General features: G+C 33.0%; 16 protein-coding genes. 8 read left to right on the top strand and 8 right to left on the bottom strand.

Features of this window, described 5'->3' with window-relative positions; genetic code table 11:
* A partial coding sequence (locus tag HM984_RS06780) for a transposase (protein WP_179348601.1) occupies positions 1 to 353 on the top strand: 353 nt, incomplete at its 5' end.
* Positions 354 to 476: 123 nt separating this feature from the next.
* On the opposite strand, the gene HM984_RS06775 is transcribed toward HM984_RS06780, so the two are convergent.
* The 4 genes from HM984_RS06775 to HM984_RS06760 are packed head-to-tail and all read right to left on the bottom strand — an operon-like array spanning position 477 to position 5,059.
* Positions 477 to 1,493 carry a carboxypeptidase-like regulatory domain-containing protein gene (locus HM984_RS06775; RefSeq protein ID WP_179348600.1) on the bottom strand — a complete coding sequence of 339 codons (1,017 nt, stop codon included), beginning with the start codon at positions 1,491 to 1,493 and terminating at the stop codon, positions 477 to 479.
* A complete protein-coding gene (locus tag HM984_RS06770) occupies positions 1,480 to 3,312 on the bottom strand; it encodes a GNAT family N-acyltransferase (protein WP_179348599.1) in 1,833 nt (610 codons plus the stop codon). Before HM984_RS06770 ends, HM984_RS06775 begins: the two co-directional genes overlap by 14 nt.
* Positions 3,313 to 3,332: 20 nt before the next feature.
* Positions 3,333 to 4,583 carry an aspartate kinase gene (locus HM984_RS06765; protein WP_115808172.1) on the bottom strand — a complete coding sequence of 417 codons (1,251 nt, stop codon included), beginning with the start codon at positions 4,581 to 4,583 and terminating at the stop codon, positions 3,333 to 3,335.
* A complete protein-coding gene (locus HM984_RS06760) occupies positions 4,583 to 5,059 on the bottom strand; it encodes a GNAT family N-acetyltransferase (RefSeq protein WP_115808174.1) in 477 nt (158 codons plus the stop codon). The genes HM984_RS06765 and HM984_RS06760 overlap by 1 nt, the downstream gene beginning before the upstream one ends.
* 125 nt (positions 5,060 to 5,184) lie before the next feature.
* On the opposite strand from HM984_RS06760, the gene fbp reads away from it, so the two are divergent.
* Positions 5,185 to 6,195 (top strand): class 1 fructose-bisphosphatase, encoded by a 1,011-nt coding sequence (gene fbp / locus HM984_RS06755; protein WP_115808176.1) that lies wholly within the window; start codon positions 5,185 to 5,187, stop codon positions 6,193 to 6,195.
* A gap of 111 nt (positions 6,196 to 6,306) precedes the next feature.
* On the opposite strand, the gene HM984_RS06750 is transcribed toward fbp, so the two are convergent.
* Positions 6,307 to 6,738 (bottom strand): tellurite resistance TerB family protein, encoded by a 432-nt coding sequence (locus HM984_RS06750; RefSeq protein WP_115808178.1) that lies wholly within the window; start codon positions 6,736 to 6,738, stop codon positions 6,307 to 6,309.
* A 116-nt stretch (positions 6,739 to 6,854) separates the two neighbouring features.
* Here HM984_RS06750 and mfd point away from each other — a divergent pair, with 116 nt between their 5' ends.
* The 5 genes from mfd (at position 6,855) to HM984_RS06725 (ending at position 13,254) form a co-directional block, all read left to right on the top strand.
* Positions 6,855 to 10,184: a transcription-repair coupling factor gene (gene mfd, locus HM984_RS06745; protein ID WP_179348598.1), complete on the top strand. Its 3,330-nt coding sequence runs from the start codon at positions 6,855 to 6,857 to the stop codon at positions 10,182 to 10,184.
* Positions 10,184 to 11,050 (top strand): DMT family transporter, encoded by an 867-nt coding sequence (locus HM984_RS06740; protein ID WP_179348597.1) that lies wholly within the window; start codon positions 10,184 to 10,186, stop codon positions 11,048 to 11,050. The genes mfd and HM984_RS06740 overlap by 1 nt, the downstream gene beginning before the upstream one ends.
* A gap of 65 nt (positions 11,051 to 11,115) precedes the next feature.
* Positions 11,116 to 11,301, top strand: coding sequence for a hypothetical protein (locus HM984_RS06735; protein WP_179348596.1), 186 nt, complete (start codon positions 11,116 to 11,118; stop codon positions 11,299 to 11,301).
* Between the two features lie 35 nt (positions 11,302 to 11,336).
* Positions 11,337 to 12,638, top strand: a complete 1,302-nt coding sequence (locus HM984_RS06730) for a TlpA family protein disulfide reductase (RefSeq protein ID WP_179348595.1) — start codon at positions 11,337 to 11,339, stop codon at positions 12,636 to 12,638.
* A gap of 7 nt (positions 12,639 to 12,645) precedes the next feature.
* Complete coding sequence (locus HM984_RS06725; protein WP_179348594.1) at positions 12,646 to 13,254, top strand: hypothetical protein; 609 nt, start codon at positions 12,646 to 12,648, stop codon at positions 13,252 to 13,254.
* Between the two features lie 152 nt (positions 13,255 to 13,406).
* Here HM984_RS06725 and HM984_RS06720 read toward each other — a convergent pair whose 3' ends face one another.
* Positions 13,407 to 14,351 carry a nicotinic acid mononucleotide adenyltransferase gene (locus tag HM984_RS06720; protein WP_115808190.1) on the bottom strand — a complete coding sequence of 315 codons (945 nt, stop codon included), beginning with the start codon at positions 14,349 to 14,351 and terminating at the stop codon, positions 13,407 to 13,409.
* Between the two features lie 210 nt (positions 14,352 to 14,561).
* Between HM984_RS06720 and HM984_RS06715 the strand changes: the two genes are divergently transcribed.
* Complete coding sequence (locus HM984_RS06715; protein WP_115808192.1) at positions 14,562 to 15,563, top strand: NAD(P)H-dependent glycerol-3-phosphate dehydrogenase; 1,002 nt, start codon at positions 14,562 to 14,564, stop codon at positions 15,561 to 15,563.
* 64 nt (positions 15,564 to 15,627) lie between these two features.
* Here the strand turns inward: HM984_RS06715 and HM984_RS06710 are convergent, their stop codons facing one another.
* Positions 15,628 to 16,023 (bottom strand): hypothetical protein, encoded by a 396-nt coding sequence (locus HM984_RS06710; protein WP_115808194.1) that lies wholly within the window; start codon positions 16,021 to 16,023, stop codon positions 15,628 to 15,630.
* 3 nt (positions 16,024 to 16,026) lie between these two features.
* Positions 16,027 to 17,046 (bottom strand): phenylalanine--tRNA ligase subunit alpha, encoded by a 1,020-nt coding sequence (pheS, locus tag HM984_RS06705; protein WP_115808196.1) that lies wholly within the window; start codon positions 17,044 to 17,046, stop codon positions 16,027 to 16,029.
* Between the last annotated feature and the right edge of the window lie 55 nt (positions 17,047 to 17,101).

Genomic DNA, 17,101 nt, shown 5'->3' with positions numbered 1-17,101 from the left:
GTTATATAAGAAAAACAGCTACTGGATACCAGCAAAAAATAGAGAGGTATCAAGCTAAGAACTGCTCTGGATGCCAGATCAGAAGCTTATGTCATAGATCAGAGGACAATCGGATAGTAGAGAGGAATCACAAGCTAGTGAGACTCAAATCACAAGCAAAACAAAAATTATTGAGTCCACAAGGTATTGCACATAGAAAACAAAGATGTTGGGATGTTGAGGCGGTTTTTGGTAACATAAAACACAATATGAACTTCAAAAGGTTCATGTTGAGAGGTCTTGAAAAAGTAGAAACAGAAATAGGGCTAATTGCAATGGCACATAACCTCAAAAAAGTGAGTTTAGCGATGTAAGAATCGCTTTGCTATATTTTAAATAAGAACTAATTACATAATTAATCAAGTATCTTAACAATAAAACCAACATGATTAAAAATTAAAAGGTCGCCTAAATTGTTTTTAGACGACCTCTTTTATTTACTCTTTTTCACCTAATTCAAAATCTAAAGGTAAGGTGTCGCCTATTCTTTGACTTCCCATTGCTCCACTAAAATACACACCAATAACAGGCGTGTAATTACCATAGGTATCCACATAAAATTCTGGAATCTCTAGTTGAATTATAGATTGATGTTCTTTATCAAAAAGAATAGAGACTTTTTCTTTTAAAGTTATCTTTTTAAAATCTTGATTTTCTGTAGCCTCTACGGTAAAAAAAGACCATTCATCTACTCTAAATTTATCGTGAAAAACCCAATAGCCTTGCTCCTTTAAATTCTTATTATAAAGTGATTTCATAAAATGTTGCACAGAACCTTTATAAGCTCTATTTCTATGCTTTAAAATTCTCTTATTTACAGTATCGAAACCTTTATAAAATGAGGTTCCAAAATAAGTTACAGAGTTTATTGTAAATTCTAAACCTGTAAGATCTGCATATCTAAAAATGATTTCAAAATCCATTAAATCATATGCAATTTCATACTGCAACGTTTTATTTAAAATCCTAAGTGGCACTGAAGCGCTTGCGTATAATGCTTTATTATGTTTATCGTATTTTAATATTAAGTCATCTTCATTTAATATTTTACATGACTCGCCAAACTTAGACGTTCCTAAAAATTCCTTTCGAAACAACCTTAGTTTCTGTCTCCGTGTTAAACCATCGTCATACTCTAAATGGACCTCTTCTAAAGCATTATCAGCTTCAACGAGTTCTACACTAATGTTACTTTGACTTCTATAATCTGAAATCAAAACCTTTTCAAAACCTAAATAAGAAATAACTAAAGTAGATTGTACGGCGTCGGTGTAGTCAATTGAAAATTCGCCATTACTATTTGTTGTAGTACCAATTGTGGTATTATTAAAATACACAGACACCGTTTCAACAGGTTGTTGTGTAATTTTATCAATAACTCTACCAGTAAGCGTTTGTGATACACAAAAAAAGGGTAACAAAAAGATTAAAATATATATCTTATTTGTCTTCATTGTTCTCTGTAAACTTGCGTTCTAGTTCCGCCTGAAATTCTTCCATTACAGGTCTAACGGTACTTTCTGGTAAGTCTGCAATTTTTATATACATTAAGCCATCCACTGCATTATTAAACAAAGGATCTACATTAAATGCGACAAGTCTCGCATTTTGTTTAATATATTTTTTAAGTAAAACAGGTAATCGTAATGCGCCTGGCTCTACTTCATCTATAATTTTATCGAATTTATTTAAATCGGCTTCCGTAGCATCAAAAACAAAATCCTTATCAGCGTCTTGCAGTTTTACCTTAAACTCTTTTTTAGGATGAACGTATTGCGCTACATACGGATCGTAATAATGAGATTTCATAAACTCAATCATCAAACTTTTTGAAAAGTTAGAAAACTGATTACTTATACTCACTCCACCAATTAAATATTTGTGCTCAGGGAAACGTAAGGTGATATGTACAATACCTTTCCAAAGTAAAAACAAAGGCATTGGTTTTTGCTGGTATTCTTTTATAATAAACGCACGACCCATTTCTATGGATTGGCTCATCATTTTATGCAATTCAGGTTCAAATCTAAACAAATCCTGAAGATAGAAACCATCGATACCAAAACGTTCAAAAATTTTAGAACCTAAGCCCATTCTGTACGCTCCTGCAATGAGGTTTTTTTCATTATCCCATAAAAACATATGGTGATAATAGGTATCAAATTTATCTAAATCAATAGCTTCATTTGTGCCTTCTCCTACTTCTCTAAACGTAATTTCTCTAAGCCGTCCTATTTCTCTTAAAATATTGGGAATGTCATTTGCCGAAGCCAAAAACACTTCATAATTTTTACTCTCTAACAACCTACAATCGCTTACTCTAAGTTTATCTACCTCAGCAATCATTACTTTTGGTGCGATTGGAGTCACAATACGTTTTGGTATTTTTGTGACCTTTAATTGCGATTGTATATTATCTAAAATCTTAGGTTTATCTTCAAAAGTTTTAGACAACATATATGTTTTTCGCCTTAAAAACTCAGAAAATTCTGGAAGCGTTGGATGTTCATTTTGATCTTTTACCGAAATGGCCTTACCAACTCTTACTTTTATTATACGACGTTTTTGAGTTAATACTTCTGAAGGTAACTTTGCGGTTCTTAGTGTATCACTTAATCTAGAAAGTCTGTAAAACAAGCGACTATTCTTAGCATGAAAATAAATAGGAACAACAGGTACTTTCGCTTTCTGAATTAATTTCATGGCGGCAGCTTCCCATTCCTTATCAACGACTAATTTTCCGTCTTTATACGTAGAAACTTCACCTGCAGGAAACACCCCTAATGGATGTCCATCTCTTAAATGGCCAATAGCATTTTTAAAACCGGCAATACTACTTGCTGCATCCTTTCTACCTTCAAAAGGATTTACAGGCATTATATATGGCTTAAGTGGCTCTATTCGATGTAATAAAAAGTTGGCGATAATTTTAAAATCACTACGTTGTTCTACCATTAGTTTTAATAGTAAAATACCATCAATACCACCAAGTGGATGATTAGAAATCGTAATATAAGGCCCTTCCTTCGGAAGACGTTTCATGTCTTCTTCAGGGATCTCAAACTTAATTTGAAACTCGTCTAAAATAGCATCAAGAAAATCAACATCACTAAGGTGTTTGTTGCGCAAATAGAACTTATTTATTGTAGATATCTTAAGGACTTTCATCAATGTCCAACCAAAAAAAGTACCCAAGAAACCATACTTATCAGCATTAATTGCTTTAGCGACTTCTTTTGCGGTAACTAAACCAGTATCGGATGCTTTCCCCATAAAACAAATGTAATAACTATTTATTTAGTAACTATTTGAACTGTCCCCTGCGCTAATTGCTTCAACAACACCTCTTTATCCTTCTCTAGCTCTTTTACCACAACATCATTATAGTGTCTAATCGTATAAAGGCTGACATTATTATGACAAACAACTTTAAATTTTGCTTTTAAATGTTGAAGCAATTTCTCTAAATTATCAAATAAATTATCAATACAAACAGAGAAACTAATAGCAGAATTCTGAATCACATCAACCTTCATTTTATACAAGTGTAGCAAACTAAATATTTCACTAATATTTTCTTCCATAATATATGAAAAATCTAAGGATGACAATGAAATTAAAGTCTGATTTTTCTTAACTATGAAACACGGAACCTCTGGCACTAAAGCTTTTCCTTTACTTACACATGTACCTGCTCCTTCCGGATTTAAAAATGATTTTACATACAACGGAATTTCCTTTTGTTGTAATGGCTGAAGCGTTTTAGGGTGAATTACAGAAGCTCCATAAAAAGCCAACTCTATAGCTTCTCTATAGGATATTTGATGTAATAATTGTGCGTTTTCAAAATATCTCGGATCTGCATTTAAAACACCTGGTACATCTTTCCAAATCGTAACACTATCTGCATTTAAACAATACGCAAAAATCGCAGCCGTATAATCACTACCTTCTCTACCTAAAGTTGTGGTAAAATTATTAGCATCACTACCCAAAAATCCCTGAGTAATATTGAGAATATTAGCATTTAAATGAGACGAAATGTTCTCTTGTGTTTTTTCCCAATTTACATTAGAGCGTCTGTAATAATTATCTGTTTTTACAAACTCTCTAACATCAACCCAATTATTTTTTAATCCAATTTCATTTAGGTAATGACTAATTATTGTGGTCGATATTAATTCACCGTAACCTATAACTTGGTCATACACATAATTATAATCTGGCGATTTATTGCTTTTAAAAAAGGCATTTAATTCATCAAAAAAAGACTTTACATCCGTAAAGACTTGATGACGATTATTCTCAAATAAATCGACTAAAATGTCATTGTGGCATTTAATAACATCGTGAATTGCACTTTGTAATTCCTCTTTATGTTCAAAATAATTTTTGATAACCAACTCCATTCTATTCGTTGTTTTTCCCATTGCTGAAATCACAACTAAAGTGTTATCATAACCTGTAGTTTGTAAAACTTTTGCTAAATTTTTTACACCATCTGCATCTTTCACCGATGCCCCACCAAACTTAAAAATGCGCATTATATTTTATTTAAATAATTTTCAATTCCATTTTCATCCAGATGTACCACATTCCAATCGCGTTTTACATCTGCACCTTTACTTTCGTAGAACTTTATAGCGGGTTCATTCCAATCTAAAACTTCCCAACTTACGCGTTTTACGCCTAATTGTTTCGCATGTTTTACAACGGCATCTAAAAGCTGAGTACCAACTCCTTTCCCTCTACATTTTTCACTCACAATAAGATCTTCTAAATGTAAAATTTTGCCTTTCCAAGTAGAATACCTCATATATACTAAGGCAATACCTTCAATCTTATGATCAAGCTCGCTAACAAAACAAGTAAATTTCGGATCTGCTCCAAAGCCATCATTCTCTAAATCAGATGCTGTAATTTCTACAGCATCCTCCTCTTTTTCAAACGTTGCCAATTCTTCAATAAGTTCTAAAACTCTTGGCATATCTTCGATAAGTGCTAATCTTGGTTGTTTCATTTTGCAAATAAAAGATTCAAAGATAATCTAATCTCAGTTTACAAAACAATTTTTTTAAAGTACGAAAACGTTGTAGTTTGCTAAAAAAGGCGATATTTGTGTGCTACTAATCAATATTATACTTAATGTCTAAACCAAATCAAACTTTAGGGGAATTTATAATTGAAAATCAAACGTCTTTTAAATATACCTCTGGAGAACTTTCTCGTCTATTAAATTCTATTCGTTTAGCTGCTAAGGTCGTTAATCACGAAGTTAACAAAGCTGGTTTAGTAGATATCATTGGTAATGCTGGTGATACTAATATACAAGGTGAAGATCAGCAAAAGCTAGATGTTTATGCTAATGAAAAGTTTATTCAAACGTTAACCAAAAGAAATATCGTTTGTGGTATTGCGAGTGAAGAGGAAGATGATTTTATAGCTATTAATAGCCAAGATGAAAATAACCAAAACAAGTATATTGTTTTAATTGACCCTTTAGATGGCTCTTCTAATATCGATGTTAATGTTTCTGTAGGAACCATTTTCTCAATTTACAGACGTGTTACTCCATTAGGAACACCAGTAACTTTAGAAGATTTTTTACAAAAAGGAAGCGCACAAGTTGCAGCTGGTTATGTGGTATATGGAACCTCTACGATGTTAGTATATACAACAGGAGATGGTGTTAATGGTTTTACATTAAACCCCGCAATTGGATCTTATTATTTATCGCATCCAAATATGCAATTTCCTGCAGATGGAAATATTTATTCGGTAAACGAAGGTAATTATTCTGATTTCCCTGTCGGAATTAAAAAGTATATAAAATACTGTCAGGAAGACGAAGGAGAAAGACCTTATACTAGTCGATATATTGGATCTTTAGTTTCTGATTTTCATAGAAATATGATTAAAGGAGGTATTTACATGTATCCTAAAAGTTCTAAAAATCCGAAGGGAAAATTACGTTTACTTTATGAATGTAATCCGATGGCCTTTATTGCAGAGCAAGCTAATGGTAAAGCAAGTGATGGCTTTACAAGAATAATGGATATTGTACCTACAGAACTACATGAACGTGTGCCTTTTATTTGTGGTAGCGTGAATATGGTAGAAAAAGCAGAAGAATTTATGCGTAACGAGGAATTATAAATTACGCTTCTCTCTTAAGACTTCAAGTTTCACTTAACTTGAAGCAATAAAAAAGCGACTATATTTTAACGTATCGATGTTAAATATAGTCGCTTTTTATGCTATTACTATTTACTCATTCATTGACTTAATACCGTCAATAAAGGTATCGAGATCTACTTTATCATGAGCCAAGGCTAAAGCCTTATCTGCTATATATTTAACGTTATTGGCACTAAATCCTAATCCAACACAAAGTTTCTCTAATAACCAATGCTGATTTGGACCTTCAATATCATCAACCCATACCATACGCGCCAAATCATAAAGACGCTCTAAACGCATATCATAAGATGTTGGTGGATTAATAGGATGACTTTTATAATCGATTAATATCTGTTTGTACTCTAACTCCGAAATATCTAATCGCGTTGCTAAACGATCTAAGAACGCTTTCTCTTTCTCTGTAATAACACCATCACTATTAGCAACTCTAACTATAGCTGCAAAATGATCTTCATTACGTTTTTTAAATCCGCTATCGAATAAATCTGAAAATGACATATATATACTTTATTTATTATCTAATTATTAATTCTGAACAAATATAATTCTATTCAAAGAATTATCATTAGTGAACACTTCAAAAATTTTATATTTGCAGTTCCAAAATAAGAAACTTGAGTAAAGTATCTATTGCCCAAACATTCGCACAGACTTTGCAACTGCAAAATCTGCAAACTGCTATTGCCCAAAGCGAAACAAAAACACATTTAAAAGGTCTTGTAGGATCCTCATTTTCAATTACGGTTGCCGAAGTTTTTAAAACCGCAGACAAACCTTTTTTGTTGATTTTTGATGATAAAGAAGAAGCGGCTTTTTACCTTAATGATCTTGAACAACTGATCAACGATAAAGACGTGTTATTTTATCCAGGAAGCTACCGCAGACCGTACCAAATTGAAGAAACTAATAATGCCAATGTGCTCTTACGTGCCGAGGTTTTAAACCGAATTAATTCGCGTAAAAAACCGTGCATTATTGTGACCTATCCTGATGCGCTTTTTGAAAAGGTAGTCACTAAAAAGGAACTCGATAAGAACACCTTAAAAATCTCAGTTGGCAACGACTTAAGCATCGATTTTGTTAATGAAGTCTTATTCGAATATAAATTTAAACGTGTCGATTTTGTTACCGAACCTGGAGATTTCTCTGTAAGAGGTGGTATCGTCGATGTCTTTTCATTTTCGCATGATGAACCTTACCGAATAGAGTTTTTTGGAGACGAAGTTGATAGTATTAGAACTTTTGATGTAGAGACGCAATTGTCTACGGAGCGTATTAAGAAAGTGAGCATCATTCCGAATGTGGCTAATAAAATGATTGCTGAACAACGCGAAAGTTTTCTAAAATACATTTCGAATAAAACGGTTATTTTTTCTAAAAATGCATCCCTGACGTTTTCAAGAATTGATGATTTTTATGATAAAGCGGAAGAGGCTTATAATAATTTATCTAGCGAAGTTAAACATGCCTCTCCTGAAGAATTATTCTGTAATTCGGACTTATTAAAACGTCAATTTTTAGAATACTCTTTAGTTGAATTTGGAACAGAAGCTTTTTTCGCGCAGCAACTTATAGCCTTTTATACCAAGCCACAACCCGCATTCAACAAACAATTCAATTTGTTGATTGAAGATTTAAATGAAAATAACGCTAACGGCATTACCAATTATATCGCTTGTGTAAGCGAACAACAGGCCAAACGTTTTCATGATATTTTTGATGATGCAGAACAAACGGTTCATTATAAGACGGTGGTGCTTTCACTTTATCAAGGTTTTATAGATACCGAACATAATCTTGCTATTTATACAGACCATCAAATTTTTGATCGTTATCATAAATTCCATCTTAAAAATGGGTACGCCAAAAAGCAAGCCATCACTTTAAAGGAACTTACAAATCTCGAAATCGGAGATTACGTTACACACATTGACCATGGTATTGGTAAGTTTGGTGGCTTACAAAAAATAGATGTTGAAGGCAAAAAGCAAGAAGCCATAAAACTAGTATATGGCGAACGCGATATTTTATACCTCAGCATTCACTCGTTACATAAAATCACTAAGTTTAACGGCAAAGATGGTAAGCCTCCAACGGTTTATAAATTAGGAAGCAAAGCTTGGGCGACGTTAAAACAAAAAACAAAATCTAGGGTTAAGGAAATTGCCTTCAACCTTATAAAGCTTTATGCCAAACGAAAATTAAAGAAAGGATTTCAGTACGCTCCAGATAGCCATATGCAATTAGAGTTGGAAGCTTCTTTTATTTATGAAGATACTCCAGATCAAATCACATCTACAGCAGATATAAAAGCGGATATGGAAAGTGAACGACCAATGGATCGACTCATTTGTGGTGACGTTGGATTTGGTAAAACTGAAGTTGCAATTAGAGCGGCATTTAAAGCTGTGGATAACGGTAAACAAGTTGCTGTTTTAGTACCAACAACCATTTTGGCTTATCAACACTCACGAACTTTTAAAGAACGTTTGAAGGATTTTCCGGTGACTGTAGATTATGTGAATCGTTTTAGAACAGCCAAAGAAAAACGCGAAACCCTAGAAGGATTAGAAAAAGGAAGCGTTGATATTATCATAGGAACACATCAATTGGCAAGTAAAAACGTAAAATTTAAAGATTTAGGTTTACTGATTGTTGATGAAGAACAGAAGTTTGGTGTTGCTGTAAAAGAAAAATTAAAGACCATAAAGGAAAACGTAGATGTACTGACGTTAACAGCGACACCAATTCCGAGAACACTTCAATTTAGTCTAATGGCTGCGCGAGATTTATCAGTCATTAACACGGCTCCACCAAATAGATATCCTATAGAAAGCCATGTTATTCGTTTTGGTGAAGAAACCATTAGAGATGCGGTGAGTTATGAAATTCAACGTGGCGGTCAGATTTATTTTATTCACAATAGAATAGAGAATATTAAGGAAGTTGCTGGTATGATTCAACGTTTAGTGCCTGATGCAAAAATCGGTATTGGACATGGGCAACTCGATGGTAAAAAACTAGAAAATCTAATGCTCGCTTTTATGAATGGTGAATTTGATGTTTTGGTAGCGACCACTATTGTAGAAAGCGGATTAGATGTACCAAATGCGAATACTATTTTTATCAATAATGCGAACAATTTTGGACTGAGTGATTTACACCAAATGCGAGGTCGTGTAGGGCGTAGTAATAAGAAGGCCTTTTGTTATTTTATTACTCCAGATTATTCTGCAATGACAGCCGATGCTAGAAAACGGATTTCAGCCTTAGAGCAATTTACAGAGCTGGGTAGCGGATTTAATATCGCTATGAAGGATTTAGAAATACGTGGTGCAGGAGATTTACTCGGTGGAGAGCAAAGTGGATTTATTAATGATATCGGATTTGATACCTATCAGAAAATATTGAATGAAGCCATAGATGAATTAAAAGAAACTGAGTTTTCAGATTTATATAAAGATGATGGTAAGCCTAAACAATATGTCAAAGACATTACTATTGATACGGATTTCGAATTGTTGTTTCCAGATGATTATATCAACAACATTACCGAACGTCTAAATCTTTACACCAAACTCAACGAGATAAAAACAGAAGAAGAACTCGCTAAATTTGAAACTGAAATTATTGACCGTTTTGGTGAGTTACCAACGCAGGTTTCAGACCTATTAGACAGCGTCCGCCTTAAGTGGATCGCAACAAAAATGGGGATTGAAAAACTGATTATGAAGCAAGGCAAAATGATTGGTTATTTTGTGCAAGATCAGCAAAGTGGTTTTTATCAGAGTGACGCATTTACTAAAGTTTTACAATTTGTACAGATGAATGCTGGCAAATGCAAAATGAAAGAAAAACAAACCCGAAAAGGATTACGCTTATTAATTACGTTCGAAAAAATTAAAAACACCAAACAAGCATTAATGGCCTTAAAGGATATATAATGAATGAAAAAAGTCATTTAAATAACCTTTTATTGCTCATTATTGCCACAGTATGCCTCAGTACGTCTGGACCGTTAGGTAAATTTATAGAGATGCCAACACCGGTAATTATTTGGTGGCGTTCTATTTTAGCCGTAATTATACTTTTCTTTTTCTGCCTTTTTAAAGGGATTAATTTAAAGATCCATAATAAAAAAGACCGTTTCACTTTTTTTATTGCTGCTTTATTAATGGGAGGTCATTGGGTTTTCTATTTCTATGCCTTAAAACTATCTAACGTAGCTATTGGAATGATTTCACTATTTACGTTCCCAGTGATTATAGCCCTTTTAGAACCTTTATTTTCAAAAGTAAAATTAGACCCTATCCATATTGTACTCGGGTCAATGGTACTTCTTGGCATCTATATATTAGCTCCAGATTTCGATTTAGAAAGTAGTCAGTTGCAAGGCATTCTATTTGGTGTACTTTCGGCGATCTGTTATGCCTTAAGAATCCTTATGCTAAAAGGACATATTGCGACGTATAATGGCACCATGCTGATGTTTTATCAAGTTGTGGTGTTAACGATTGTATTGGCGCCTGTTTTATATTTTATGGACACTTCTAATATCACCACACAATATCCTTATGTTTTACTATTAGCCATAGTAACTACGGCTATTGGACATACCATGTTTGTAAATAGTTTAAAATATTTTAAAGCCAGTACAGCGAGTATTATTGGCAGTACACAACCGATATTTGGAATTATAATTGCCTTCTTTTTTTTAAATGAACTACCTTCCCCTAATACATTTATCGGTGGTAGTTTAATATTGGCTACGGTTATTATTGAAAGTATTAGATCTAAAAAGGAGATATAGCATTATAATGGCTTAATTCTTGAAGTTATTCAATGGTTGGTATTAGTTGTAAATAAGTCTTAAGCATGAAAGAAATTTACGAACCAAAATTCGTCGAAAAGCTATTTGATAAAATGTTAGGTATTTATACAGAAGCATTCGGCAATTCTAAAAATGCTTTTCAAATTTTTAAAAGAGATAATTTTGAAGTCGAATATATCAATTATTTTTACGGTTGCGCCACCGGAATAAAAGGCCGAAAAATAAAATAACAATTAGCAAACAGTTTTATAAAACATACAATACCATGAAAAAATTATTAATCCTACTTTTGGTTTTACCCTTACTATTACAAGCTCAAAGTGTAAAGGGTTCATTTTCACCAGCTGAAGATTTTAGCTATGCCTTTTTATATCACGCCACACCAGAAAGTGCTAATTATGTTAATAGAGGAGAATTAGATAGTGATGGTAATTTTGAGATTCAATTAGACTCAACTTTAACACCTGGTATTTATAAAATTGTATATGCCGTTCCGCCTGAAGAAAATAATTTCGATTTTATCTACGATGGAAAAGAAACTGTAGCTTTTAATTTTAGTTACGAAAAAGGTGTTGAGTTTAAAGTTTCTGAAGAAAATAAACTTTGGAACTCTTATCTTAAAAGTATAGAAATGGTGAATCAAACTATTAGTAATTATTACTCTAAAGAGAATAATGATAAAAAAGGTTTTACTGCTATTTTTAAAACCTTAAAGGACACACAAACGGCTTATGAAGAATTAGCTAAAGACAAATTGGTTTTTAAGTTTATCAAAGCCAACAGACCTTATATTCCAACCCAATATGAAGATATTAGCACCTATTCAAAAAATCTTAAACAACATTATTTAAGAGACGTTGATTTTAGTGATTATCTACTACAGAGTTCATCTTACTTAATAGACCGCGTTACTGCTTATGTTTTTAATATGGTAGTAGACCCAAGTGAAGCCACTTATAAACAACACATTGATGATGTTGCCTCTGCGATTACTGATGATGATTTAAGTATTAAATCGAGTATGCTAGAAATGCTTTGGCAACAATTTGTAGCTTTAAAAAATAATACGATTGCCAATTATATTACGGATAATTATTTACTAGAATTAGCAAAATCTACAAACAATAAAGTTTTAGAAGATATGGTCATTTCTTTTAAAAACACATCAATCGGATCTAAAGCACCCAATTTTGAAATCACTTTGAATGGCAAAAAAACAAGCTTACACCAATTAGAAAGCGCAGAAAACTACTTGCTAGTTTTTTGGAGTAGTGGTTGTAGTCATTGTCTTAGCGAATTACCAGAAGTAAAAAAACTGGTAAAAAATAAACCCAATTTAAAAGTCGTAGCCTTTGGATTAGAAGATGATGACGAAAACTGGACTAAAGAAATTAAGAACTATCCAGATTTTATTCACCACATTGGATTAAAAAAATGGGATAACCCAATTGTAAAAACCTACGGCATTTCTGCGACACCAATGTATTTTATATTGGACGCGTCTAAAGTTATTACAGCGAAACCTTATGGTTTTGAGGAATTAGAAGTGTTACTAAAAGCATTGTAAATATTTTATGTTTAGCGTTGAAGACATAAGAGAGAACTACAAACGTTTTCCGGACGCGAAAATTGAAAATATAGCAAGAAATGAATCTAAAGGATTAAGAAAAGAAGTCCTCAGTGTTTTAAAAGATGAAATTATAACACGGCAACTAAACCTAAGTCTTATTAGTTGGATTGATTCGGAAACTAAATCATTTGAGGGTTTAGAGCGCAAAAATCTTATCCAAAAAATTCAATATCAACACTGTCCCAAATGCTTAGAAAAAACTAAATTATTTGGCTTTGAAACCCATACGGTTAAATCATTTTTAATTGGAACTAGTTCGTCTAGGGATGAACAAATACTTTGTGCAAGCTGTGGAAAAACAGTAAAATTAAACGCTATCGTAATTACATTTTTCGCAGGATGGTGGTCTGGAAAAGGGTTTCTATTAACACCATTTACTATTCTTAAAGACGCATTAAGCTTCTTATTTATTGATAAAATTAGCGATAGAATCCTAAATACCTTCGTCGATGACCGAACCGGTTCATTTAGAAGATACGGCACTGATGACAGCGTGTTAACGCGACTTATACAATGGAAAAATAATTCGGATGACAATTCATCATCGTATTAATAAGAAAACGCCCAGTAAAAACAAGTGTTTTAACTGAGCGTTTTGAAACTAAATAACCAACCAAATTTAGTTTCATATGTATAATTTTATTTTTCTTTAGGGCTTAGATGAAATCCCAATTTTAAATTACATCTTGTAATTTATCTATAGCCTTAAATGCTTCGTGTACTTTCTCTAGTATTTTCTATTTTCTTTGTTTTTTGCTTACGTTTTTTATACCTATCAACTTCTGTAGTTGACTTCCCTTCTACACCTGTGCTTCTGTAATACTGTATGTATCCTCTTCCTCTAAATTCGTACAGGGTACCAGAGTTTGCATGAAACAACTCTATCGTACTATCATTAATAACGCTCAATTCGAAGTATTCATTGCTGAAGAAATCATAATCTAATGTTAATCTTTTTAAGTAACTATTTCCAGAGACATCTCGCACCTCATAGTCACCTATAAAATCCCAAAAGATATTGTTTGTGTTATAGACGTTTTGATCTTGAGAACTTCTAAATGTTGCATCATTTCCACCAGCTAAAAACTGTAAATAGTTCTCACTATCAAAATCATTTAAGGCTCCATAATTGCTTGTATACGTTTTTTCCCAAGCTTCATACTCTTGTAAGAAATAATGAATATTGTCATAAAACACATAGTCGTAATCAAAACTTGAACGCTGATAACCCTCTAAAAAATAAGAGGTATCATTAAAAGGATTGTATAATTCAATGGTATTATTATCTACTTGGTACACATCAAAACTGTCGTAACCATCAATAATATGATAGACATCTAAAATCCCGTCATAAGCGTTATAACTTCCTATTTCAACACCATAACCATTGCCTTGGCTTCCGATGCCAACTAAATTATTATTTGCGTACATACGACCATTATTAAATGAGACTGTAAATGCAACTTGTAAAAATGGTGTTTCTCCGTACCCTTGTGTCGCATTAATATCTACGTACCATAAATCATATGAATTTAGTAATTGATTTAATGAAACTGACGGTTCATCAACATAACGTGTTTCTTCTACATAACACGAGGTAAATAGTGTTGCAATAAATGCAAATCCTAATAGTAGTTTTGTCGTTTTCATAATCTAGCGTTTTAAAGGTTGTTAATTATAGCTTTTCAAAAGACGTGCCAAAAAATATTTTGACGTTATTTCAGACCTTCCAAAGGTATATCTATACTAATTGTTATCACATCTAAAACGCCTTTTAATATCGAAGGTTTAACATGGTTTTAGCGTTAACGATTCTATAAATTTTCCGTAACTTTGAATTACAAATTTGATTAAAACACTATGAGTACTACTACAAAATATGCTGTTTTTGGTGCAGGAAGTTGGGCTACAGCCATTGTAAAAATGCTTTGCGAAAACTTAGATGAAGTTGGTTGGTATATGCGAAGCGTTTATGCCAAAGAACATATCTTAAAAGAAAAACACAACCCTAGTTATTTGAGTTCTGTAGAATTTCATACAGATCAGTTAAAACTAAGTAATGATATTAATGAAATTGCGGAATGGGCAGACGTGCTTATTTTTGTAATTCCATCGGCCTTTATTCATGGCGAACTAGAGAAACTAACTACAGATATTAGTCAAAAAACGATTGTATCTGCCGTAAAAGGTATTATGCCAGAAACAGGGAAATTAGTTGGTGAGCATTTTAATGATGAATATGCTATTCCTTTTGAAAACATTGCTATCATTGCTGGTCCTTGTCATGCCGAAGAAGTCGCTTTAGAGCGTTTATCTTATTTAACAATTGCGTGCGACGATGCTAAAAAAGCACAAGCTATTGCCGACAAATTATCGAGCGATTACATTAAAACAAAAACGAGCGATGATGTTATTGGTATAGAATACGCTGTAATGCTTAAGAACATTTATGCTATTGCAGCCGGAATGGCTCATGGATTGGGTTATGGTGATAATTTTCAGAGTGTTTTGATGAGTAACTCTATTAGAGAAATGAAACGTTTTATCAAAAAAATGCATAAGATGAAACGTAACATTAATAATTCGGCTTATTTAGGTGATTTATTAGTGACTGGTTATTCTGTTTTTTCTCGAAACCGTATGTTCGGAAACATGATAGGTAAAGGCTACACCGTAAAATCGGCACAAATGGAAATGAATATGGTGGCTGAAGGTTACTACGCCACAAAAAGTGCTTTTGAATTAAATAAAAAGAACAAAAAGAAAACACAGCTACCTATAATTAATGCTGTTTACGATATTCTTTATGACAATAAAGATCCTAAGAAAGTATTTAAGAAATTGACGGATAAGTTGGATTGACAATATAGCCTTTAGCTGTTAGCCGTTTGCTATTAGCTAAAGGCCAATAGCAAACAGCTAATAGCTACTTTACCAAAATACCACGTAATTGCATTAACGGAATAGCCTGTAAAGCCTTTTCGTTGATTGTATTTTTTCTGAATACATACGTTTTATCAAACATTTGGTTGCCTTCAAAAAACGTGATTTTAAACTCGTTGTTCAGCTCTAAAACCTTTTCTTGTAGATATTCAATTTTAGCGTAACTTCTTGCGGGTAGTTTTGCAATCGTATGGCGCATTATAGGTGTTACTTTAGTGTCACTATAACCTCTGGTAACAATAAGAACCGTATCTAAATCTTTATCGCTATTATTAATGATATAAGCATTCCAATCTTGAGTTTTATATTCCAAATGTTCTTCTTGCACCACGGCAACATGAACATCTTTTACTTCTGGTATTGTGATGTCTTTTTTCAAAGTTTATAATGCTGATTTAAACTGCTCTAAAAATCGAACGTCATTCTCACTCAACAATCTAATATCGCTAATTTGGTTTAATAACATCGCAATACGGTCAATTCCCATTCCGAAAGCAAACCCAGAATAGACTTTAGAATCAATACCACAGTTTTCTAATACATTAGGATCTACCATTCCGCAGCCCATAATTTCTAACCAACCTGTACCTTTAGTAATTTTATAATCTGTTTCGGTTTCTAATCCCCAATATACATCTACCTCTGCACTTGGCTCAGTAAACGGAAAATATGAAGGACGTAATCTAATTTTAGACTTCCCAAACATCTCTGTAGTAAAGTATTGTAAGGTTTGTTTTAAATCTGCAAAACTCACATCTTTATCAATATATAAGCCTTCCACTTGGTGAAAGAAACAATGTGAACGTGCAGAAATCGCTTCATTTCTATAAACTCTTCCTGGAGAAATTGTACGAATTGGAGGCTGATTGTTTTCCATATAACGTACTTGTACAGAACTTGTATGTGTACGTAATAAAATATCTGGATCGGTTTGAATAAAAAACGTATCCTGCATATCTCTCGCTGGGTGGTATTCTGGTAAATTCAACGCTGTAAAGTTATGCCAATCATCTTCAATTTCTGGCCCTTCACTAACGTTAAAACCAATGCGCGAAAAGATATCAATAATCTCATTTTTAACTATAGAAATAGGATGACGTGCACCAATAGCAATCGGCTCACCAGGACGCGATAAATCACCAAAAATCCCTTTGTCTTCCTCTTTACTTTCTAAAGCTTCCTTTAAATCGTTGACTTTAGTTTCTGCTGTAATTTTAAGCTCGTTAATTATCTGTCCGAATTCACGTTTCTGATCGTTCGCCACATTTTTTAATTCGCCATAAAATGCCTTTAAATGTCCTTTTGAACCTAAATACTTAATTCTAAAGGCTTCAACCTCTTCTTTAGATTGTGCTTTAAAAGCTTCTGCTTCTGCTATGAGTTCTTTTATCTTGTCTATCATGAGTTCTATTCAAAAACGAGTGCAAATTTAGTTTTTTTTTGCGAGATAAGGTAGC

The sequence above is a fragment of the Winogradskyella pacifica genome (genome assembly GCF_013403915.1).
In the GTDB taxonomy this organism is placed as follows: Bacteria; Bacteroidota; Bacteroidia; order Flavobacteriales; family Flavobacteriaceae; genus Winogradskyella; species Winogradskyella pacifica.
The sequence above is the reverse complement of the archived record's forward strand: the minus strand, read 5'-3'. Positions and strand labels throughout refer to the sequence as shown.